The 15,179-nt window shown below is 69.4% G+C and carries 14 protein-coding genes; 4 read left to right on the top strand and 10 right to left on the bottom strand.

Annotated elements, in window-relative coordinates; translation table 11 throughout:
* Positions 1 to 106: 106 nt before the first annotated feature.
* From ASF25_RS21100 to ASF25_RS21085, 4 genes are all read right to left on the bottom strand, one after another.
* On the bottom strand, positions 107 to 1,717 hold the full coding sequence (locus ASF25_RS21100; RefSeq protein WP_156369091.1) for a HAMP domain-containing sensor histidine kinase: 1,611 nt from the start codon (positions 1,715 to 1,717) through the stop codon (positions 107 to 109).
* Positions 1,714 to 2,415 carry a response regulator transcription factor gene (locus tag ASF25_RS21095; RefSeq protein WP_056306753.1) on the bottom strand — a complete coding sequence of 234 codons (702 nt, stop codon included), beginning with the start codon at positions 2,413 to 2,415 and terminating at the stop codon, positions 1,714 to 1,716. Before ASF25_RS21095 ends, ASF25_RS21100 begins: the two co-directional genes overlap by 4 nt.
* Before the next feature lie 38 nt (positions 2,416 to 2,453).
* Positions 2,454 to 3,992 carry a DUF4173 domain-containing protein gene (locus tag ASF25_RS21090; protein WP_056306669.1) on the bottom strand — a complete coding sequence of 513 codons (1,539 nt, stop codon included), beginning with the start codon at positions 3,990 to 3,992 and terminating at the stop codon, positions 2,454 to 2,456.
* Positions 3,993 to 4,246: 254 nt separating this feature from the next.
* Positions 4,247 to 5,617, bottom strand: a complete 1,371-nt coding sequence (locus ASF25_RS21085; protein WP_056306668.1) for an RsmB/NOP family class I SAM-dependent RNA methyltransferase — start codon at positions 5,615 to 5,617, stop codon at positions 4,247 to 4,249.
* Between the two features lie 88 nt (positions 5,618 to 5,705).
* Between ASF25_RS21085 and ASF25_RS21080 the strand changes: the two genes are divergently transcribed.
* Entirely contained in the window at positions 5,706 to 5,933 is a 228-nt protein-coding gene (locus ASF25_RS21080; protein WP_244473135.1) for a DUF1674 domain-containing protein, read from the top strand.
* A gap of 18 nt (positions 5,934 to 5,951) precedes the next feature.
* On the opposite strand, the gene ASF25_RS21075 is transcribed toward ASF25_RS21080, so the two are convergent.
* Entirely contained in the window at positions 5,952 to 6,461 is a 510-nt protein-coding gene (locus tag ASF25_RS21075; protein ID WP_056174396.1) for a L,D-transpeptidase, read from the bottom strand.
* Positions 6,462 to 6,647: 186 nt separating this feature from the next.
* Entirely contained in the window at positions 6,648 to 7,280 is a 633-nt protein-coding gene (bluB, locus tag ASF25_RS21070) for a 5,6-dimethylbenzimidazole synthase (RefSeq protein WP_244473125.1), read from the bottom strand.
* Between the two features lie 441 nt (positions 7,281 to 7,721).
* Here bluB and ASF25_RS21065 point away from each other — a divergent pair, with 441 nt between their 5' ends.
* Complete coding sequence (locus ASF25_RS21065) at positions 7,722 to 8,096, top strand: DUF2794 domain-containing protein (RefSeq protein WP_056306666.1); 375 nt, start codon at positions 7,722 to 7,724, stop codon at positions 8,094 to 8,096.
* A gap of 74 nt (positions 8,097 to 8,170) precedes the next feature.
* Here ASF25_RS21065 and ASF25_RS21060 read toward each other — a convergent pair whose 3' ends face one another.
* The 3 genes from ASF25_RS21060 to ASF25_RS21050 form a co-directional block, all read right to left on the bottom strand.
* Positions 8,171 to 8,938: a Bax inhibitor-1/YccA family protein gene (locus ASF25_RS21060; protein ID WP_056268553.1), complete on the bottom strand. Its 768-nt coding sequence runs from the start codon at positions 8,936 to 8,938 to the stop codon at positions 8,171 to 8,173.
* A 204-nt stretch (positions 8,939 to 9,142) separates the two neighbouring features.
* The gene (locus ASF25_RS21055; RefSeq protein ID WP_056306665.1) at positions 9,143 to 11,725 is read right to left on the bottom strand and encodes an FtsX-like permease family protein; all 2,583 of its coding nucleotides are present in this window, start codon (positions 11,723 to 11,725) and stop codon (positions 9,143 to 9,145) included.
* Between the two features lie 2 nt (positions 11,726 to 11,727).
* A complete protein-coding gene (locus ASF25_RS21050) occupies positions 11,728 to 12,447 on the bottom strand; it encodes an ABC transporter ATP-binding protein (protein WP_056174979.1) in 720 nt (239 codons plus the stop codon).
* Between the two features lie 182 nt (positions 12,448 to 12,629).
* Between ASF25_RS21050 and ASF25_RS21045 the strand changes: the two genes are divergently transcribed.
* A complete protein-coding gene (locus ASF25_RS21045; protein WP_056306751.1) occupies positions 12,630 to 13,259 on the top strand; it encodes an arylesterase in 630 nt (209 codons plus the stop codon).
* The gene (thpR, locus tag ASF25_RS21040; protein ID WP_056306664.1) at positions 13,259 to 13,801 is read left to right on the top strand and encodes an RNA 2',3'-cyclic phosphodiesterase; all 543 of its coding nucleotides are present in this window, start codon (positions 13,259 to 13,261) and stop codon (positions 13,799 to 13,801) included. The genes ASF25_RS21045 and thpR overlap by 1 nt, the downstream gene beginning before the upstream one ends.
* 12 nt (positions 13,802 to 13,813) lie before the next feature.
* Here the strand turns inward: thpR and ASF25_RS21035 are convergent, their stop codons facing one another.
* Positions 13,814 to 15,073, bottom strand: coding sequence for a hemolysin family protein (locus ASF25_RS21035; RefSeq protein ID WP_056174972.1), 1,260 nt, complete (start codon positions 15,071 to 15,073; stop codon positions 13,814 to 13,816).
* Positions 15,074 to 15,179: the final 106 nt, after the last annotated feature.

Below are 15,179 nucleotides of genomic sequence, written 5' to 3'. Positions count from 1 at the left end.
GGTGTGTGAGGTCAAGAGTTTATCAGGTCCATCGCCCTGAGTGGGTCCCGACGGGACCAGGGTGGTATCCGGACCAGATCCCCAACAATCCTGTGATGGTCGCCGCTCACGCGTGCTCCGTTTCACCCTCCCTCGCCAGGGGCAGGGTGATCTCGAACCGGGCGCCGCCGAGGCTCGACACGCCACCGGCCGCCGCGAGTTCGAGGGTGCCGCCCTGGGCGCGCAGGACCGCCTGGACGATACCCAGGCCCATGCCGGTGCCGCCCTCCACGCGGCGGGTGGTGAAGAACGGCTCGAGCACCCGCGCCCGATCCCGCTCGGCGATGCCCGTGCCGTCGTCGACGACATGGACGTGCAGATGCCCGGCCGTGGCCCTGGCGGTGATCTGCAGCACAGCCGCACCGTGACGAGTGGCGTTGTCGGCCAGATGCCCGAACACGATGCCGGCCTTCTCGTCGGACAGGCCCAGAGTCCACGCGTCGGCATTCTCGGTTCGAACATCGAGATCGGGAAACCTGCGGCGAAGGTCCGACACGATTGCGGCGAGCGACGCGATGCCGACGGCCCCCGGACGCTCCGCGCGCGCGAGTTCGCGCAGCCGCCCCAGCAGGGCGGATAGCCGCGCCGTGTCGGCGACGATGTTGTCGAGGAAGCGCCTCCGCTCCGCCGCGCTCATGGCTGCGCCGGGCTGGAGGCCATCGTCCCGCAGCAGTTCGGCCGCTCCCCGGATCGCCGTCAGCGGCGTCTTCAATTCGTGGGAGACGTGGCTCGCGAAGGTCGCGACGTAGTCGGATCGCTCCCGCAACTGCAAAGCCATGTTGTCGAGACTGTGTCCGAGGAGCGCGATCTCCCGCGTCCCGAACCGCGCATCGGGCTCCGGGTCGACGGGCGCGCCCTGACCGAGCGCGACGGCGCGGGCCACCAGCGCGTGGATCGGCCGGGCGATGGCGCGGGTGAAGACGAGAGCGATGCCGAGGGTGGCCACCAGCACCACGAGCACGGCCGTCGCGACCTTGCCCCCCTCTCCGTAGAGCTGGCGCATGACGTTGTTCGGCGTCCGCGAGGCGTAGACGGCTCCGGCGACGCGGCCATCCACGAGGATCGGCAGCGCAGTGAACACCCGCACGCTGGTGCCGCGGCTGAGGGAGTAGAGCGGCGGCACGGCGTGCTTCGAGACGCGGGCGCGCAACACGGCTCGGAAGCGGCCCCGCAGGGCATCGGCGACTTCCTCGACCCCGGCGAGGGAGCGGCCGACTTCATCGCCGCCCGCGATGATCGTCCCGTCCCGGTCGACGATCCGGAAGCCCGCGAGGGTTGTCGCCTTCACCCGCGCCAGCACGGGGGCGAGCCGCTCGCCGAGGGCCAGGGCGGTGGGACTCGCGGCCTTCGCGGCCTCCTGGGCGTCGGGCCGCCTGTCGAGGCTGTGGTTGACGGTGAGGTCGAGGGCCGGCTCGATGATCGGGAGCGATGCGTCCGGTGCCGCGGCGCCGAGCAGATCGGCCCGGGCCGGATCGGTTTCGAGGTCACGGGCGACGAAGGCGGCCACAACGGCGCTCTGGGCGATCAATTCGCCCTCGGTCTGGCGTACCAGTTGGTTCTCGTAGAGGCGCACGAAAGATAGGCCGAGGAGCGGCAGCGCCGCGACGGTCGCCAGCATCGTCAGGACGACGAGGCCGAGGGTCGGCCGCCATTTCCGGGAGCCACGGCGTGCGCTCACGACGGGGGCCTGCACGGGCCGAGCCGGAAACCGACGCCGTGTACGGTCTCGACGGCGTCGGAGCATCCGGCGACGGCGAGCTTCGCCCGGATGTTGCGGACGTGGCTGTCGATGGTCCGGTCCGAGACGTGGACGCGTCCGCCATGGGCCGCGTCCATGAGCTGATCGCGGGTGAGGACGATGCCGGGCCGGACCGCGAGACCCCGCAGGATCGCGAATTCCACCGCCGTCAGTTGCACGGCCGCTCCGGCGAAAGCGGCGGCGCGGCGCGGCGGGTCCAGCACGAGGCCGCCCTGCCGTAGGACGTCCGGCTCCGTTGCCGCGATCGGGCGCTGCTCCATCCGGCGCAGGATGATCCCGACCCGGGCCACGAGTTCGCGTGGGCTGAAGGGCTTGGTGACGTAATCGTCGCCCCCGATCTCGAGGCCGAGCACCCGGTCGATCTCTTCGTCCCGGGATGACAGGAACAGGATCGGGACCTCCGAGGTTCGGCGTACGCGCCGGCACACTTCGAGGCCGTCGATCCCAGGCAGCCCGACATCGAGGACGACGAGGCGGGGCGCGTCCTCGGCGATCCGGGCGAGGGCCTCCTCCCCGTCGCCGGCGACCCGCGTCACGTGCCCCGCCTTGCCGAGGGCGAAGCAGATCACCTCGCGGATGTGGGGGTCGTCGTCGACGACGAGAATACTGGGGGCCATCGCCTCGCTCATTTCAGCCGGGTCGCTTCGGTCGCGTATCACGGCGTGCCGGCGCCCCCGGGGGTGGGGGCGTACCGGTGCCCCTGCAGATAGCCCAGGAGGCGTCCGTCGCGGAACGTCCAGGCGCGCCAATCCGCCATCCGGCCGATCTGTGCCGCTGCGAGTTCGTTGCGCCAGGCGACCACACCGTTCTGCCGCGTTGTCTCATCCACGAGCCAGCGGTCGACGGCCGGGATCGCCTGGGGACCGAGGCTCAAGGCGTAGTACGCGTCGAACAGCGTTCCCGCCCGTCGGCTGTGAGCGAGGTTGTAGTCGGCGACGAACCCGGCGACGTTGACGAAGGCGCAGGCGTAGAGGGTCGCGGCCAGGATCAGGCCATTGGCGGCGATCAGCCAGGTGTTCGTGCGACGCAGGGCGATGCGGGCGAGGATGAGGATCAGCCCGGCCCCGACCAGCCCCATCCACACGAAGGCGGCGGCGCGCGGCAGGGTGAGCGAGTAGGTCGCGACGTAGAGGTCGAGGCGCAAGAGCGCCGAGACCACGAGCAGCACGTTCTGTCCGATCCAGAGATAGACCAGGCCGCGGATCGTGCGGGACCCCTCGCCGGGACCGCCCGGACGGAGGGCCACGAGGACGAAGCCGGCGGCGAGCAGCGCCGTGAGAATCAGCGGGTAGGCCCCGCGATGGGCATAGGACGCGTAGGTGATGCCGGACGGTAGGGCGACGCCGCCCCAGAGGTAGGCGAGGTCGAGGCCGCTCTGGAGGGCGAACAGCAGGTTGAACAGGATCAGGCTGCGCAGGACGAGGGACGCGTCGATCCACCGGTTCAGACCCGTCGCAACCGTCGGGGGCAAAGCCGGGACGAAATTTCCAGGCCCCTGTCCACGAGCCATGACGCGGCGGGCGGTGACGAAGGCCCACGCCACCGAGAGCAGGATACCCCAGGCAAGCAGGCGCAGCGTATCGAGGTCGGCGGCGGGGATCGACCATTCCAGGTCCGCCAGCCACGCGTCGATGATCGGGTTGGCCGAGGCGAACAGGCTCGCGAAGAGGCAGCAGAGCAGCAGCGGCACGAGCCAGCCCAACAGCGAGGCCTGGAGGCGCTCCGTCAGGCGCCGCAGCGGGATCCGCTGCGAAATCGTGGCGAGATCCGGAATGAGGCGGAACGGCCCGACCACGAGGAGATTCCCGACCGTCAGCCCTGTGGATCGGACGCCCTGGCTGAATGCGCCTCGTATCCCCGCAGCGAACAGCGCCGTTCCGAAGATGCCGGACGTGACCGACAGGAGCCCGACACCCTCGACGAGAGGCAGCAACCCGGCAAGCAGGATCAGGATGGCGCCGCACCGGTCGCGCAGCGGGGCGCGCAAAGGATTGGCAACCGCCACGGCGAGGCCGAGCAGTCCGAGAAAGAGCGCGACGGAGATGCCGAGGTTGCGCTCATAGAGCAGCTGGTCGCCGACGATTGCGACGAGGGCGGCGAGGAGGAGCTTCGGGGCCGGATGCGCCACGGCGGGGGGTGCATCGGCCCAGAGGATGTCGGGGACGGACGAGGTGGGCGAGCGTATCTCAGCCATGGGCAGGATTCCCGGTGGGAGCCGCCGCGGGGCTGGCGCACCCACGACAGAGCCGCCGCGCCAGCCCCGGCGATCCGGAAGACCGGGCCGCCGGGATCGGACCCGTTCGTGCTCATCTGCGCAAGCTGAACCGGTACGGTGCAGCCCCGAGGGTCAGCCTGTGCAGCCGATCAGGAATCGCGTGCAGAATCTCTGCAGATCGTGCCCGGCCCGCTGGCGCGACGACACACTCTCGCAAGCGCCGTAGGCCTCCGTCAGATCTTCCGGCGCAGACGTGTCGCGAAAAAGCCGTCGAGGCCCCCCCGCTGCTCGGGGGTGGTGCCATCGAGGTGCGAGGGCAGCGTGCGCAGGTCGCCCTGGGCGTCGATGGGCTCGGACAAGCCGCCGAGTTCTTCAGGGGTGACAGGCACGCGCTCGAACTCGTCGGTGCGCTTGAGGAAATCCCGTACCTGGCGCTCACCCTCCTCCGGCTCCAGGGAGCAGGTGCAGTAGACGATCCGGCCGCCGGGCTTCACCAGCATCGCGGCCCGGTCGAACAGGCGGCGCTGCAGGGCGGCAAGGCGCAGGATGTCGTTGCCGGCCTTGGTCCAAGCCACGTCCGGGTGCCGGCGCAGGGTGCCGGTCGCCGAACACGGCGCGTCGAGCAGCACGGCGTCGAACCCACCCGGCTCGTCCACTTCGAGGGCGTTGCCGACGCGAATCTCCGCCTCCAAGCCAAGGCGCCTGAGGTTTTCGCGCAGGCGTTCCAGGCGGGGGACGGACCGGTCGACGGCGACCACGTCCGCACCGGCTGCGGCGAGCTGCGCGGTTTTGCCCCCCGGCGCGGCGCAGAGATCCGCCACCCGCTCGCCGGATTTCACGGCGAGGAGCCGAGCGGGAATCGCCGCCGCGGCATCCTGCACCCACCACGCGCCCTCGGCGTAGCCGGGCAGGTCGGCGACGGGGGAGCGGATATCATGCAGGCGCACGCTGCCCGTCGGCAGCACGACGCCGCCGAGGCGGTCCGCCCATTCGGCCGCCGCGCCTTTCACGGTGATGTCGAGGGACGCGCCCGCCAGATGGGCGGCGGCGATGGCCCGCGCCGTGTCCTCGCCGTAGGCGTCCCGCCAACGGCCGGCGAGCCAGGCCGGCGTGTTCTGCGCCAGGGGATCGCTCATCTCGGCCTGGATCTCGGCCCGCTCGCGCACGATCCGGCGCAGGACCGCGTTCACGAGGCCGGACAGGTGCAGGAGTTGCGGGTCGCCCTTGGCGATGCGGACGCCGAGATCGACGGCGGCGTGGTCCGGCACGTTGAGGTCGAGGATCTGGGCCGCCCCCGTCGCCAGCAGGGCAACGAGGCGCGGCTGGTCCTCCGGCAGGCCCTGCGACAGACGAGCGGCGAGGATCGTCCGCAGGAAGCCGAGGCGACGGAAGGTGGCGGTGGCGATGGCCCGGGCCAGGGCCGTGTCGGCGGCGTCGAGTTCGGCGTGGCGCCCGGCCTGGGCCAGGGCGTCTTCGAGGGCGAAGGCGTGGGTGTTCGCCAGGAGATCGGCCACGGCGCCGTGGGCGACTTGCCGGGCGGCGAGGCCCGCGACGGTGCGATCGATGGCCGTCGTCGGCCCCTCCGCATTGCGGCGTATCGCCATGAGTCCCACTTTCCCAACACGGTGCCCGGCCCGGCCGGGTATCTACGAGACAGCCCTTTCACCCCTCACCGCCGAGATGCAAGTCGTGATGCCAGTTTTGCCGATGCAGGGAGAGCCGGAAACCCCGAATCCGGCGCCGCGCCCGCCCCTCTCCCCCGCCGCTCGCCGGGCCCTGGCCGAGGCCGAAGCGCGTCGGAACGACATCGACGCGCGAGCCGCCGAGATCGCCGCCGCGCGCGAGCGCCAGGGCCGCGGCGGTCTGGAGCCGGTTCGCTACGACGATTGGGAGATCAAGGGCATCGCGGTCGACTTCTGAGCGATCCGGAAGGCCGGATCAGCGAACCACGTAGACCGGCGTACCGACGGAAACGCGGCTGTAGAGATCGACCACGTCCTGATTGTACATGCGGATGCAGCCATACGAGGCGTAGGAGCCGATGGAGTTCGGCCGGTTGGTGCCGTGGATGGCGTACTCCCCGCCCGAGAGGGTCAGGGCCGCCGAACCCATGGGGTTGTGGGGCGAGCCGCCGGCGATGACGTCGGGCAGGCGCGGGTTGTCGCGCTTGACCTCGCGGGGCGGCGACCAGGCCGGCTCCACGTACTTGCCGTCGATTTGGCGCGCGCCGGTCCATTGCTTGCCCGGCTTGCCCACGGCCACGGGGTAGCGGATCGCCGTCCCGTCGCCGTTGACGAGGTAGAGCCGGCGCTCGGCCGTGCGGACCACGACGGTGCCGGGACTCATGCCTTCGTCGAACGCCACGACTTCCCGTGCCGCGGCCGGCATCGCCGCGAGCGCACCGGCCACGGCCAGCACCCCGAATACAACCTTTTCGAATCCGATCATGAATCTCGTCCCCGTCAGCTTGACTTTGCTGACGACGACAATCGACGGCCAAGGTTGCCGTTCCGCTTAACGCCTGCCAGCGCTGGGGGATAACTGTGAAGGACTTGCCGTCACGGTAAAGGATCGTTCCTGCCGTTTCGACGCGAAGCAACGGGCTCTCGCAAGGTTCGATCAACCTTGACGAATTCAGCGCTCGATAAGATCCGCCGCAGTCGCGATCCGATCCTGCCAGCCGTGGCGGACGAGTTCGGGATCGGCATGCTCTTCGACGGGGAACCCGACGCACAAGTAGGCGACGAGGTGCCAGGCGCAGGGCACGTCGAGGACCGTACACACGGTTTCGGGTTCCAGGATCGACACCCATCCCACCCCGAGGCCGTGGGCGCGAGCGGCGAGCCAGAACGTCTGCACGGCGCTCACCACCGAGTAGCGCAGCATCTCGGGCATAGTGGCCCGGCCGAGGCCGTGGCCTGTCTCGGTTCCCTCGTCGCAGAATACCGCGAGGTGCACCGGTGCTTCGGTGAGCCCGGCGAGTTTGAGGCGGATATAGGCATCGCGCCGCTCGGCGGCGTAGTCCGTCGCCGCCGCCGCGTTGCAGCGCTCGAAGCTCGCCGTAACGGCTCCGCGCCGGGCCGGGTCCGCCACCCGGACGAACCGCCAGGGCTGACTGTTGCCAACCGACGGGCTCAGGGCCGCGAGATCGAGGCAGCGGCGCAGGACGGCGTCGTCCACCGGATCGGTTCGGAAGCGGCGCACGTCGCGGCGCCACGCGAACAGGTCCGCGAGGGTCTGACGGAAATCGGCATCGAACTGGACCACGACCGATCGTCCCACGGCAGAGTGCGTGGGTCCGTCATAGACCGGGGAACGGGGGGACGGGCGAAAAAAAGGCCGCGCTCCGGAGAGGCGGCCTGAAGTCCTTGGGTCTCGAAACCTCTGGAGTGTCGATTCGCGAAGGTCGGGCGGTACCCGAGCGCTGGGGAGCGTAAGTTTCGGGTACCGCGTCGACCGGCGGATGCGACGAGGTTCAGCAACAGGTCTGCCCTTCCAACGCGGCATGGGCAGGGCATCTTCACGGCGGAATGGTGGTGGTGCGCCGGCGCACCGTACTGCGGCAAGTTCGGCATGGCATCGGGCGTGACGTCGCGTCCCGTCCGCTCTGCCGGTTTACCGCACTCCGATGATGGCGCCGCGACTCTTGCGGGAGCACCGACGCAGGACCATCATCGGGGTTTGGGCCAGCCGGAAACAGGAGCGACGATGAGCGAGCGGACAAGCGCCGAACCCAGATCGTCCGAGCCTGCGGCCCGGGTCATCCCTTTTCCCTCGGCGCCCGTCCCTCCTCAGATCGCGTTCGACCGGGCGGAGTTGCGCGTGCTGTTCAATCTCTACGGCCGCATGGTGTCGGCGGGCGAGTGGCGCGACTACGCCCTCGACTTCCGGCGCGACAAGGCGGTGTTCTCGATCTACCGGCGCAGCTCCGAGATGCCCCTCTATCGGGTCGAGAAGGACCCCAAGCTCGCCCGGCGCCAGGGCGCCTACGCGGTGTTGTCAGCGTCCGGGCTGGTTTTGAAGCGCGGCCAGGACCTCGCCCGCGTGCTCGCCGTGCTGGAACCGCCCCTGCGCGCCGTATAGGGGGCTGGAGGCCCGCAACAAAAAGGCCCCGGCGGTTACCCGCCGGGGCCTTCCTTATGCTCGATCCACTCGACTTAGCGGCGGTCGCCGAGCAGCGAGAGCAGCATCTGGAACATGTTGATGAAGTCCAGGTACAGGGTCAGGGCGCCGTTGACGGACATCTTGGCAGCACCCTCGGCGTCGAGGCCGCTGTAAAGGAACATCTCCTTGAGCTTCTGCGTGTCGTAGGCGGTGAGGCCTGCGAAGATCAGCACGCCGAGCACCGAGATCGCGAACTGCAGGGCCGACGAGGCCATGAAGATGTTGACCACCGACGCGATGATCAGGCCGATGAGGCCCATGATCAGGAACGAGCCCATGCCCGACAGGCTACGCTTCGTCGTGTAGCCGTATAGGCTGAGTCCGCCGAAGGTGGCCGCCGTGATGAAGAAAACCCGCACCACGCTGGCGCCCGTGAAGACAAGAAGCAGCGACGACATGGACGCCCCCATCACCGCCGCGAAAGCGAAGAAGGTCATGCGGGCGGAGGCCGCCGACATGCGGTCCATACGCATGGAGAAGATGAAGATGAAGGCGAGGGGCGCCAGCATGATCACCCACTTGAGCGGGCTCGTGTAGAGAAGCTGACCGAACGGGGTCAGGGCTACGCGGCCCGTCGCCGTCTGCGCGACGGCGGCCATGTTGAGGCCGAGCGCCACGAGACCGGAGATCCCGAGGCCGATGACCATGTTGTTGTAGACGCCGAGCATGAAGGTACGCAGGCCCTGGTCGATATCGACCTGGGTGCCGGCATACCCTGTCGGCTGGGCGCCGACCCGAAAGGGGCTGTTGTCGAATGCCATGGGAGTTTCCTTTGGAAGCTCTCTCAGCGTGTGATTTCAGGAAGGAGGCTCACGCACGGGACCTCTGGCACCATGAGTGCCTCGAACACAAATATGTTCCGTCCTCCCGCTTCGCACAAGAGGCCGGTTGAGCTTCACCCGTGGGAATCTCGACCCCCGGGGGGCTGATTTTATTTGCGTTTTTCGGGATTAAAACCAAGCTCGTCAGAACTGTCGTAGGTAGGGCGCCGGCTTCTGCCCGAGGATGCGCCAGGTGCCGGCAAGCCCGAGCACGACGGCGAACACCACGGCGAGTGCGGCCGCGACGAGCGCGCCCGTAAGGTCGAGGGTGAATTCGAGCTTCATCACCCGGGTGACGATGACCCAACCGGCGAGCGTACCGGCCAGCAGCCCGAACACCGCCGTGGCGAAACCGAGCGCTCCGTATTCCAGAGTGTAGGCGGCGAGCAGGCGCCCGCGGGTGGCACCGAGGGTCTTCAGGACGACGGCGTCGTAGAGCCGGGCGCGGTGGCCGGCCGCGAGGGCGCCGGCGAGGACGAACAGGCTCGCCACCACGGCGATGCCGCTGGCGCCGCGAATGGCGAGCACGAGCTTGCCCACGACATCGTTGACCGCCTCCAGGGCCTCCTTGACCCGGATGCTGGTCACCGACGGGTAGGCGCGCGCGACATCGCGCAGGATGATTGCCTCGGCCTTCATATCCGGTCCGGTCGCCAGGGTGAGGGTAGCGAGGTCCGAGTGCGGCGCGCCCCGGAAGGTGCCGGGCGAGAACACCATGACGAAGTTGATGCCGAGGGACCGCCACTCGACCTTGCGCAGGTTCGCGACCTTGGCCGTCAGGGTCCGGCCCAACACGTTGACCGTGACGGTGCCGCCGACGGCGAGGTTGAGGCTGCGGGCGAGTTCGGCGTCGAAAGAGACCAGCGGCGTGCGGGCGTCCTCGGCATTCCACCAGGTTCCGGCGACGAGGCGGGAGCCTTCCGGGATATCCTCCGCGTAGGTGATGCCCCGGTCGCCGTCGAGGACCCAGGCGGCGTCCTCCGGCGGCTTGATCGATGCGGCGGGGACGCCGTCGATGGCGGTGATGCGCCCGCGCATCATCGGCACGCGCTCGATCTTGGCCCCCGGTGCCTGACTTCCGAGGAAGGCGTGGAAACCCTGCGAATCGGCCGCTGGAATGTCGAGAAAGAACAGGTTCGGGGCCCGCGCCGGCAAAGAGTTGCTGAGGGTGTTGCGGACGTTGGCGTCGATGAGGCTCAGGGTGACGAGCAGCGTCACCCCGAGTCCGAGGGACAGGACGATGGCGGGCGTAAGCGCGCCGGGCCGGTGCAGGTTGGCGAGCGCCATCCGGGGCGCGGCCGAGCGCGGGCGCGGCAGGCGGCGGGCCAGCGCCATCAGCCCGAAGGCGACGATGCGAAGGAGGCCGAAGGCGATGGCGGCCGCGGCGATGAAGATGAGGGCGAGGCGCCGGTCGAAGGCCGTGGCGAGTGCCAGCCCGACGAGGCCCGCGAGGGCCGCAGCGAGGATCAGCTTGTAACGCCGGCGTGTCTTCACCGAGCCGGGATCGACCACGTCGCGGAACAGCCCGGAGACCGGGATATCGTGGGCGCGACCCAGGGGCAGGATCGCGAAGGCGAGTGCGGTCAGCAGACCATAGGCGGCCGCGAGCACGAGTTCGCCCGGCGCCAAAGTGGGGTTGAGGGGCAGTGGCAAGGACGTGTGGAACAGGGCATCGATGACGAAGGGCAGACCCGCGCCGAGGCCGAGGCCGATGGCTGTGCCGAGGCCGGCGATGAGCATCACCTGGGTCAGGTACAGGGCGACCACCTGCCCGCCCGGCGCACCGACGCTCTTGAGGGTGGCGATGGAACCGCGCTTGCGCTCGACGAAGGCCGCCACCGCGTTGGCGACACCGACACCGCCGACGATGAGGGCGGTGAGGCCCACCAGGGTGAGGAACTGGGTGAAGCGCTCGATGCTCTTGGCGAAACGCGGATCGGCGTTGGACCGCGCCCGCATCTCCCAGCCGGCCTCGGGCGCGGCGGCCGCGATGGCGGCGGCCCGGCGCTCGATGTCGGCATCGCTCGCGTCCGGCAACTGAAGGCGGTAGCTCCACCGGTTGAGGCTGCCTGGCTGGATCAGGCCCGTGGCATCGAGGGCCGCGCGGGAGACCAGCATCCGGGGGCCGAAGCCGATACCGTTGGCGATGCGGTCCGGCTCGGAAATCAGGGTCGCACGGAGCACGATGGGCGTTCCCGCCACGGTGATACGGTCGCCGATCTTGAGGTCGAGGCGGGTGAGCAGCACCGGATCGACCACGGCGCCGTAGGCCCCCTCCCCCTGGGCCACCAGGCTGGCCAGGGGAGCGACTGGATCTGTGACGAGTTCCCCGGTGGCCGGGTAGTCGTCGTCGACGGCCTTGAGTTCGACCAACGCCGCGCCCTTGTCGCCGGCGAGCGCCATGGCCCGCAGCGTCGTCACCACGCTGACGCGGCCCTGCGCTGTCAACGCGTCGCGCTCGGCCGGCGTCGCCTCGCGGTTGATCAAGCTGTAGGTCAGATCCCCGCCGAGGATCCGCGCGCCCTCGCGCCCGAGCCCGTCCGTGAGAGACCGGGCGATGGAGGCGACGCCCGCGATGGCGGCGACACCGAGCGCGATACAGGCGAGGAACACGGCAAAGCCCGCGAGACCGCCACGCAATTCGCGCAGTGCGAGCCGCAGGGTCAGAGGAAAGGCCAAGCCGGAATTGCGCTTCGCGGGCTGCGCGGGGACGAGGGTTCCGTGCATGGTCAGGCCGCCAGGGCCGCTTCGACCCGGCCGGAGCGCAGGCTCACGGTCCGGTCGCACAGTCGGGCCAGGCCCGGATCGTGGGTGACGAGGACCAGGGTGGCGCCCCGGTCGCGCTTCAGGGCGAACAGCAGGTCGACGATCTGGCGGCCGGTCGCCTCGTCGAGGTTGCCCGTGGGTTCGTCGGCGACGAGGATCGCGGGGTCCGGCGCGATGGCGCGGGCAATGGCGACGCGCTGCTGCTCGCCGCCCGAGAGCTGCGCCGGGTAATGGTGAAGCCGGTGGCCAAGGCCGACCGCCTCGAGTTCGGCCTTGGCGCGTGCATGGGCGTCCGGCTTGTCGGCCAGTTCGAGGGGCAGGGCCACGTTCTCCAGGGCCGTCATGGTGGGAACGAGGTGGAAGGCCTGGAACACGATGCCGATGCGCCGGCCGCGAAACCGCGCCAGGGCGTCCTCGTCGAGCCGTCCGAGATCGGTGCCCTCCACCACGATGGAGCCGGAATCCGGCCGTTCGAGGCCCGCCATCACCATGAGAAGGGTCGACTTGCCGGAACCCGAGGGACCGACGAGGCCCACCGCCTCGCCCTTTGCGACATCGAGGGAGATGCCGCGCAGGACATGGACGCGCGCCGCGCCGCGTCCGAGGCTGAGATCGAGGTCAGCCAGTGAAATGGCATGGGCGATGGCGTGCGGGTCGCGGACGGGGTCGGCCTTGCCGGACATCGATGGGAAACCGATCTGTAGGGAGTTGGGGTCGAAAGCGTCAGGGTCGAGGTTCAGCCGGAATGCGTCGGTGCTCATTGTCACGTACCACCGAAATGGCTCCCGGAGCCGAGCGGTCACGTTTCGCCGATATGGTCCGTTGGGTCGCGCGGCGCCATATCCGCCCTCTGCAGGTCGTCCTGATGACACTCTTTGCCGCACTCGGACTGGCTGGAGCCCCGGCACGGACCGCCCCGGCCGAGCGGCCCGTCACTCTCGTGGCGTTCGGCGACAGTCTCACGGCAGGGTACCGGCTGCCCGGCTCGGCCGCGTTCCCCGCCGTGCTGGAGCGGGCGTTGCAGGCCAAGGGCCGCGCCGTCACCGTCGCCAATGCGGGGGTCTCCGGCGACACCACCACGGGCGGTCTCGATCGCCTCGACTGGTCCGTGCCCGACGGAACCGATGGGGTGATCCTGGAGCTCGGCGCCAACGACATGCTGCGCGGCACCGACCCGGCCGTGACCCGCAAGGCCCTGGAGACCATCATCACGCGGCTGAAGGCGCGCAACATTCCGGTGATGCTCGCGGGCATGCGGGCCTCGCCGAATCTCGGGCCGGACTACGTCGCGCGCTTCGACGCGATCTATCCGGACCTCGCCCGGGATCACGGTCTCGTCCTTTACCCGTTCTTCCTTGCCGGCATCGCCGGCGACAAGGCCTACAACCTTGAGGACAAGCTCCACCCCAACGCGAAGGGTGTCGAGACCATCGTCACCGGCATCCTGCCGAGCGTCGAGACCTTTCTCGACCGGGTACAGGCCGCGGGCCGCTGATGCCGCGGCTGTTCACCGGTCTGGAAATCCCGGCCGACATCGCCGAAACGCTGGCCCTGCGGCGCGCCGCCCTGCCGGGCTCACGCTGGATCGAGCCCGGCGACTATCACATCACCCTCCGGTTCCTCGGCGACGTGGACGAGACCGTGGCGGAAGCCTACCACGATGGCCTCGTCGAAGCCCGGGCGCGCCCGCCCCTCGATCTCGTCCTCGATGGGCTCGGGGTGTTCGGGGGCGCGAAACCCCGTTCGATCCTGGCGAATGTCGCAGCGAATCCGGACCTTGCTGAACTTCAGGCCGAGCATGAACGAATCGCCCGGGATGCGGATGCCGCGCCCGACACCCGGCGGTTTACGCCACACGTGACATTGGCTCGCCTCAACCGGCAGGCGGATGCGTTCGCGGTGGCACAGTATCTGACGGAAACGGGCGGTTTCCCGCCCCTTCGCTTCACCGTGAAGCGGGTGGCTCTGTTCTCGGCCCGCGCCTCCAAGGGCGGCGGACCCTACCTCGTCGAGGCGGCCTACCCCCTCGACGGATGACCGTCCGGCCGGTCAGGCCGGGCGGGGTGTCGCCAGCACCTTATCGATGCGTCGGCCATCCATGTCGACCACTTCGAATCGCCAGCCATGGGCTTCGAAATGATCGCCGGCCGACGGAATGCGCCCGAGCTGGAAGATCACGAAGCCCGCCAGGGTGGCGAAATCCTCTGTGTCCGGGTGTTCGGCGAAGGCAAGCCGCTCGAAAGCCTGCCCTGCCGGCATCATCCCGTCGATGAGGAGCGAGCCGTCCTCGCGCTCGACCACCGCCGGCTCGTCGCCGATCTCCGGGATGTCGCCCGCGATGGCCTCCAGGAGGTCGGTCTGCGTGACGATGCCCTCCAGGCTGCCGTACTCGTCCACCACGATGGCCATGCGGACGGGCTGGGCCTGGAAGATCTCCAGGACCGCCAGGATCGACAGGCTCTCGTGCACCACGATGGGCGGCTGGGTCGCGGCCAGAACGTCGATGGCGTTCCCATCGAGAACCTGATTGAGGAGGTCCTGCTTGCGCACCACACCGACGATCTCGTCGACCTGCGTTCGGCTGACCACGATCTGGGCGTGGTCGCACTCGCGCACGGCCTTCAGGATCGCCTCGCGGTCGTCGTCGGCATCGACCCATTCGACCTCGTGACGGGGGGTGATGATGTCCCGCACCTTGCGCTCGCCGATGGAGAAGATGCGCTCCACCGCCTCCTGCTGCGCCTCGCGGATGAGGCCCGCCTCCTGGCTCGCCTGGATCAGGAGGTTCAGTTCCGCCGTCGAATGCAGCGACCCCTCGCCATGCCCGGCCTTGAGGCCGCACAGGCGCACGACGCCGTTGCCGAGCCCGTTGAGGAACAGGATCGCCGGACGGAAGATGAACAGGAACAGGCTGAGGGGCCGCACCACGGCCAGCGCCGTGCGCTCGCTGCGCTGAAGGGCGAGGCTCTTCGGAGCGAGTTCGCCGAGAACGATGTGCAGCGCGGTGATGATGACGAACGAGATCGCGACCGCGATGGTGTGGGCGGCCACCGCGCTTACGGAGTCCGGCAGCCAGAACAGAGCGGGTTCGATGAGGTGGGCCAACGCCGGCTCGCCGACCCAGCCGAGCGCCAGGGACGATATGGTGATGCCGAGCTGCGTCGCGGCCAGATGCGCATCGAGCTGATCGGTGGCGCGCTGCAGGGCGGTGGCGTTGGTCCGGCGCTCGGTGACCAGTTCAGTCACCCTGCTCCTGCGGACGGAAACGAGGGCGAACTCGGCGGCCACGAAGAACCCGTTGGCCAGCACGAGGACGAGGACGGCAACAAGGCCGAGGCCGGTTGCCCACACTTGATCGGAAATCGTCGTCTCCACCGCTCGGGTCGTGGCGGGAGATCTAACAGTTGTGCCGCAC

The organism is Methylobacterium sp. Leaf100, from assembly GCF_001422845.1.
In the GTDB taxonomy this organism is placed as follows: Bacteria; Pseudomonadota; Alphaproteobacteria; order Rhizobiales; family Beijerinckiaceae; genus Methylobacterium.
The sequence above is the reverse complement of the archived record's forward strand: the minus strand, read 5'-3'. Positions and strand labels throughout refer to the sequence as shown.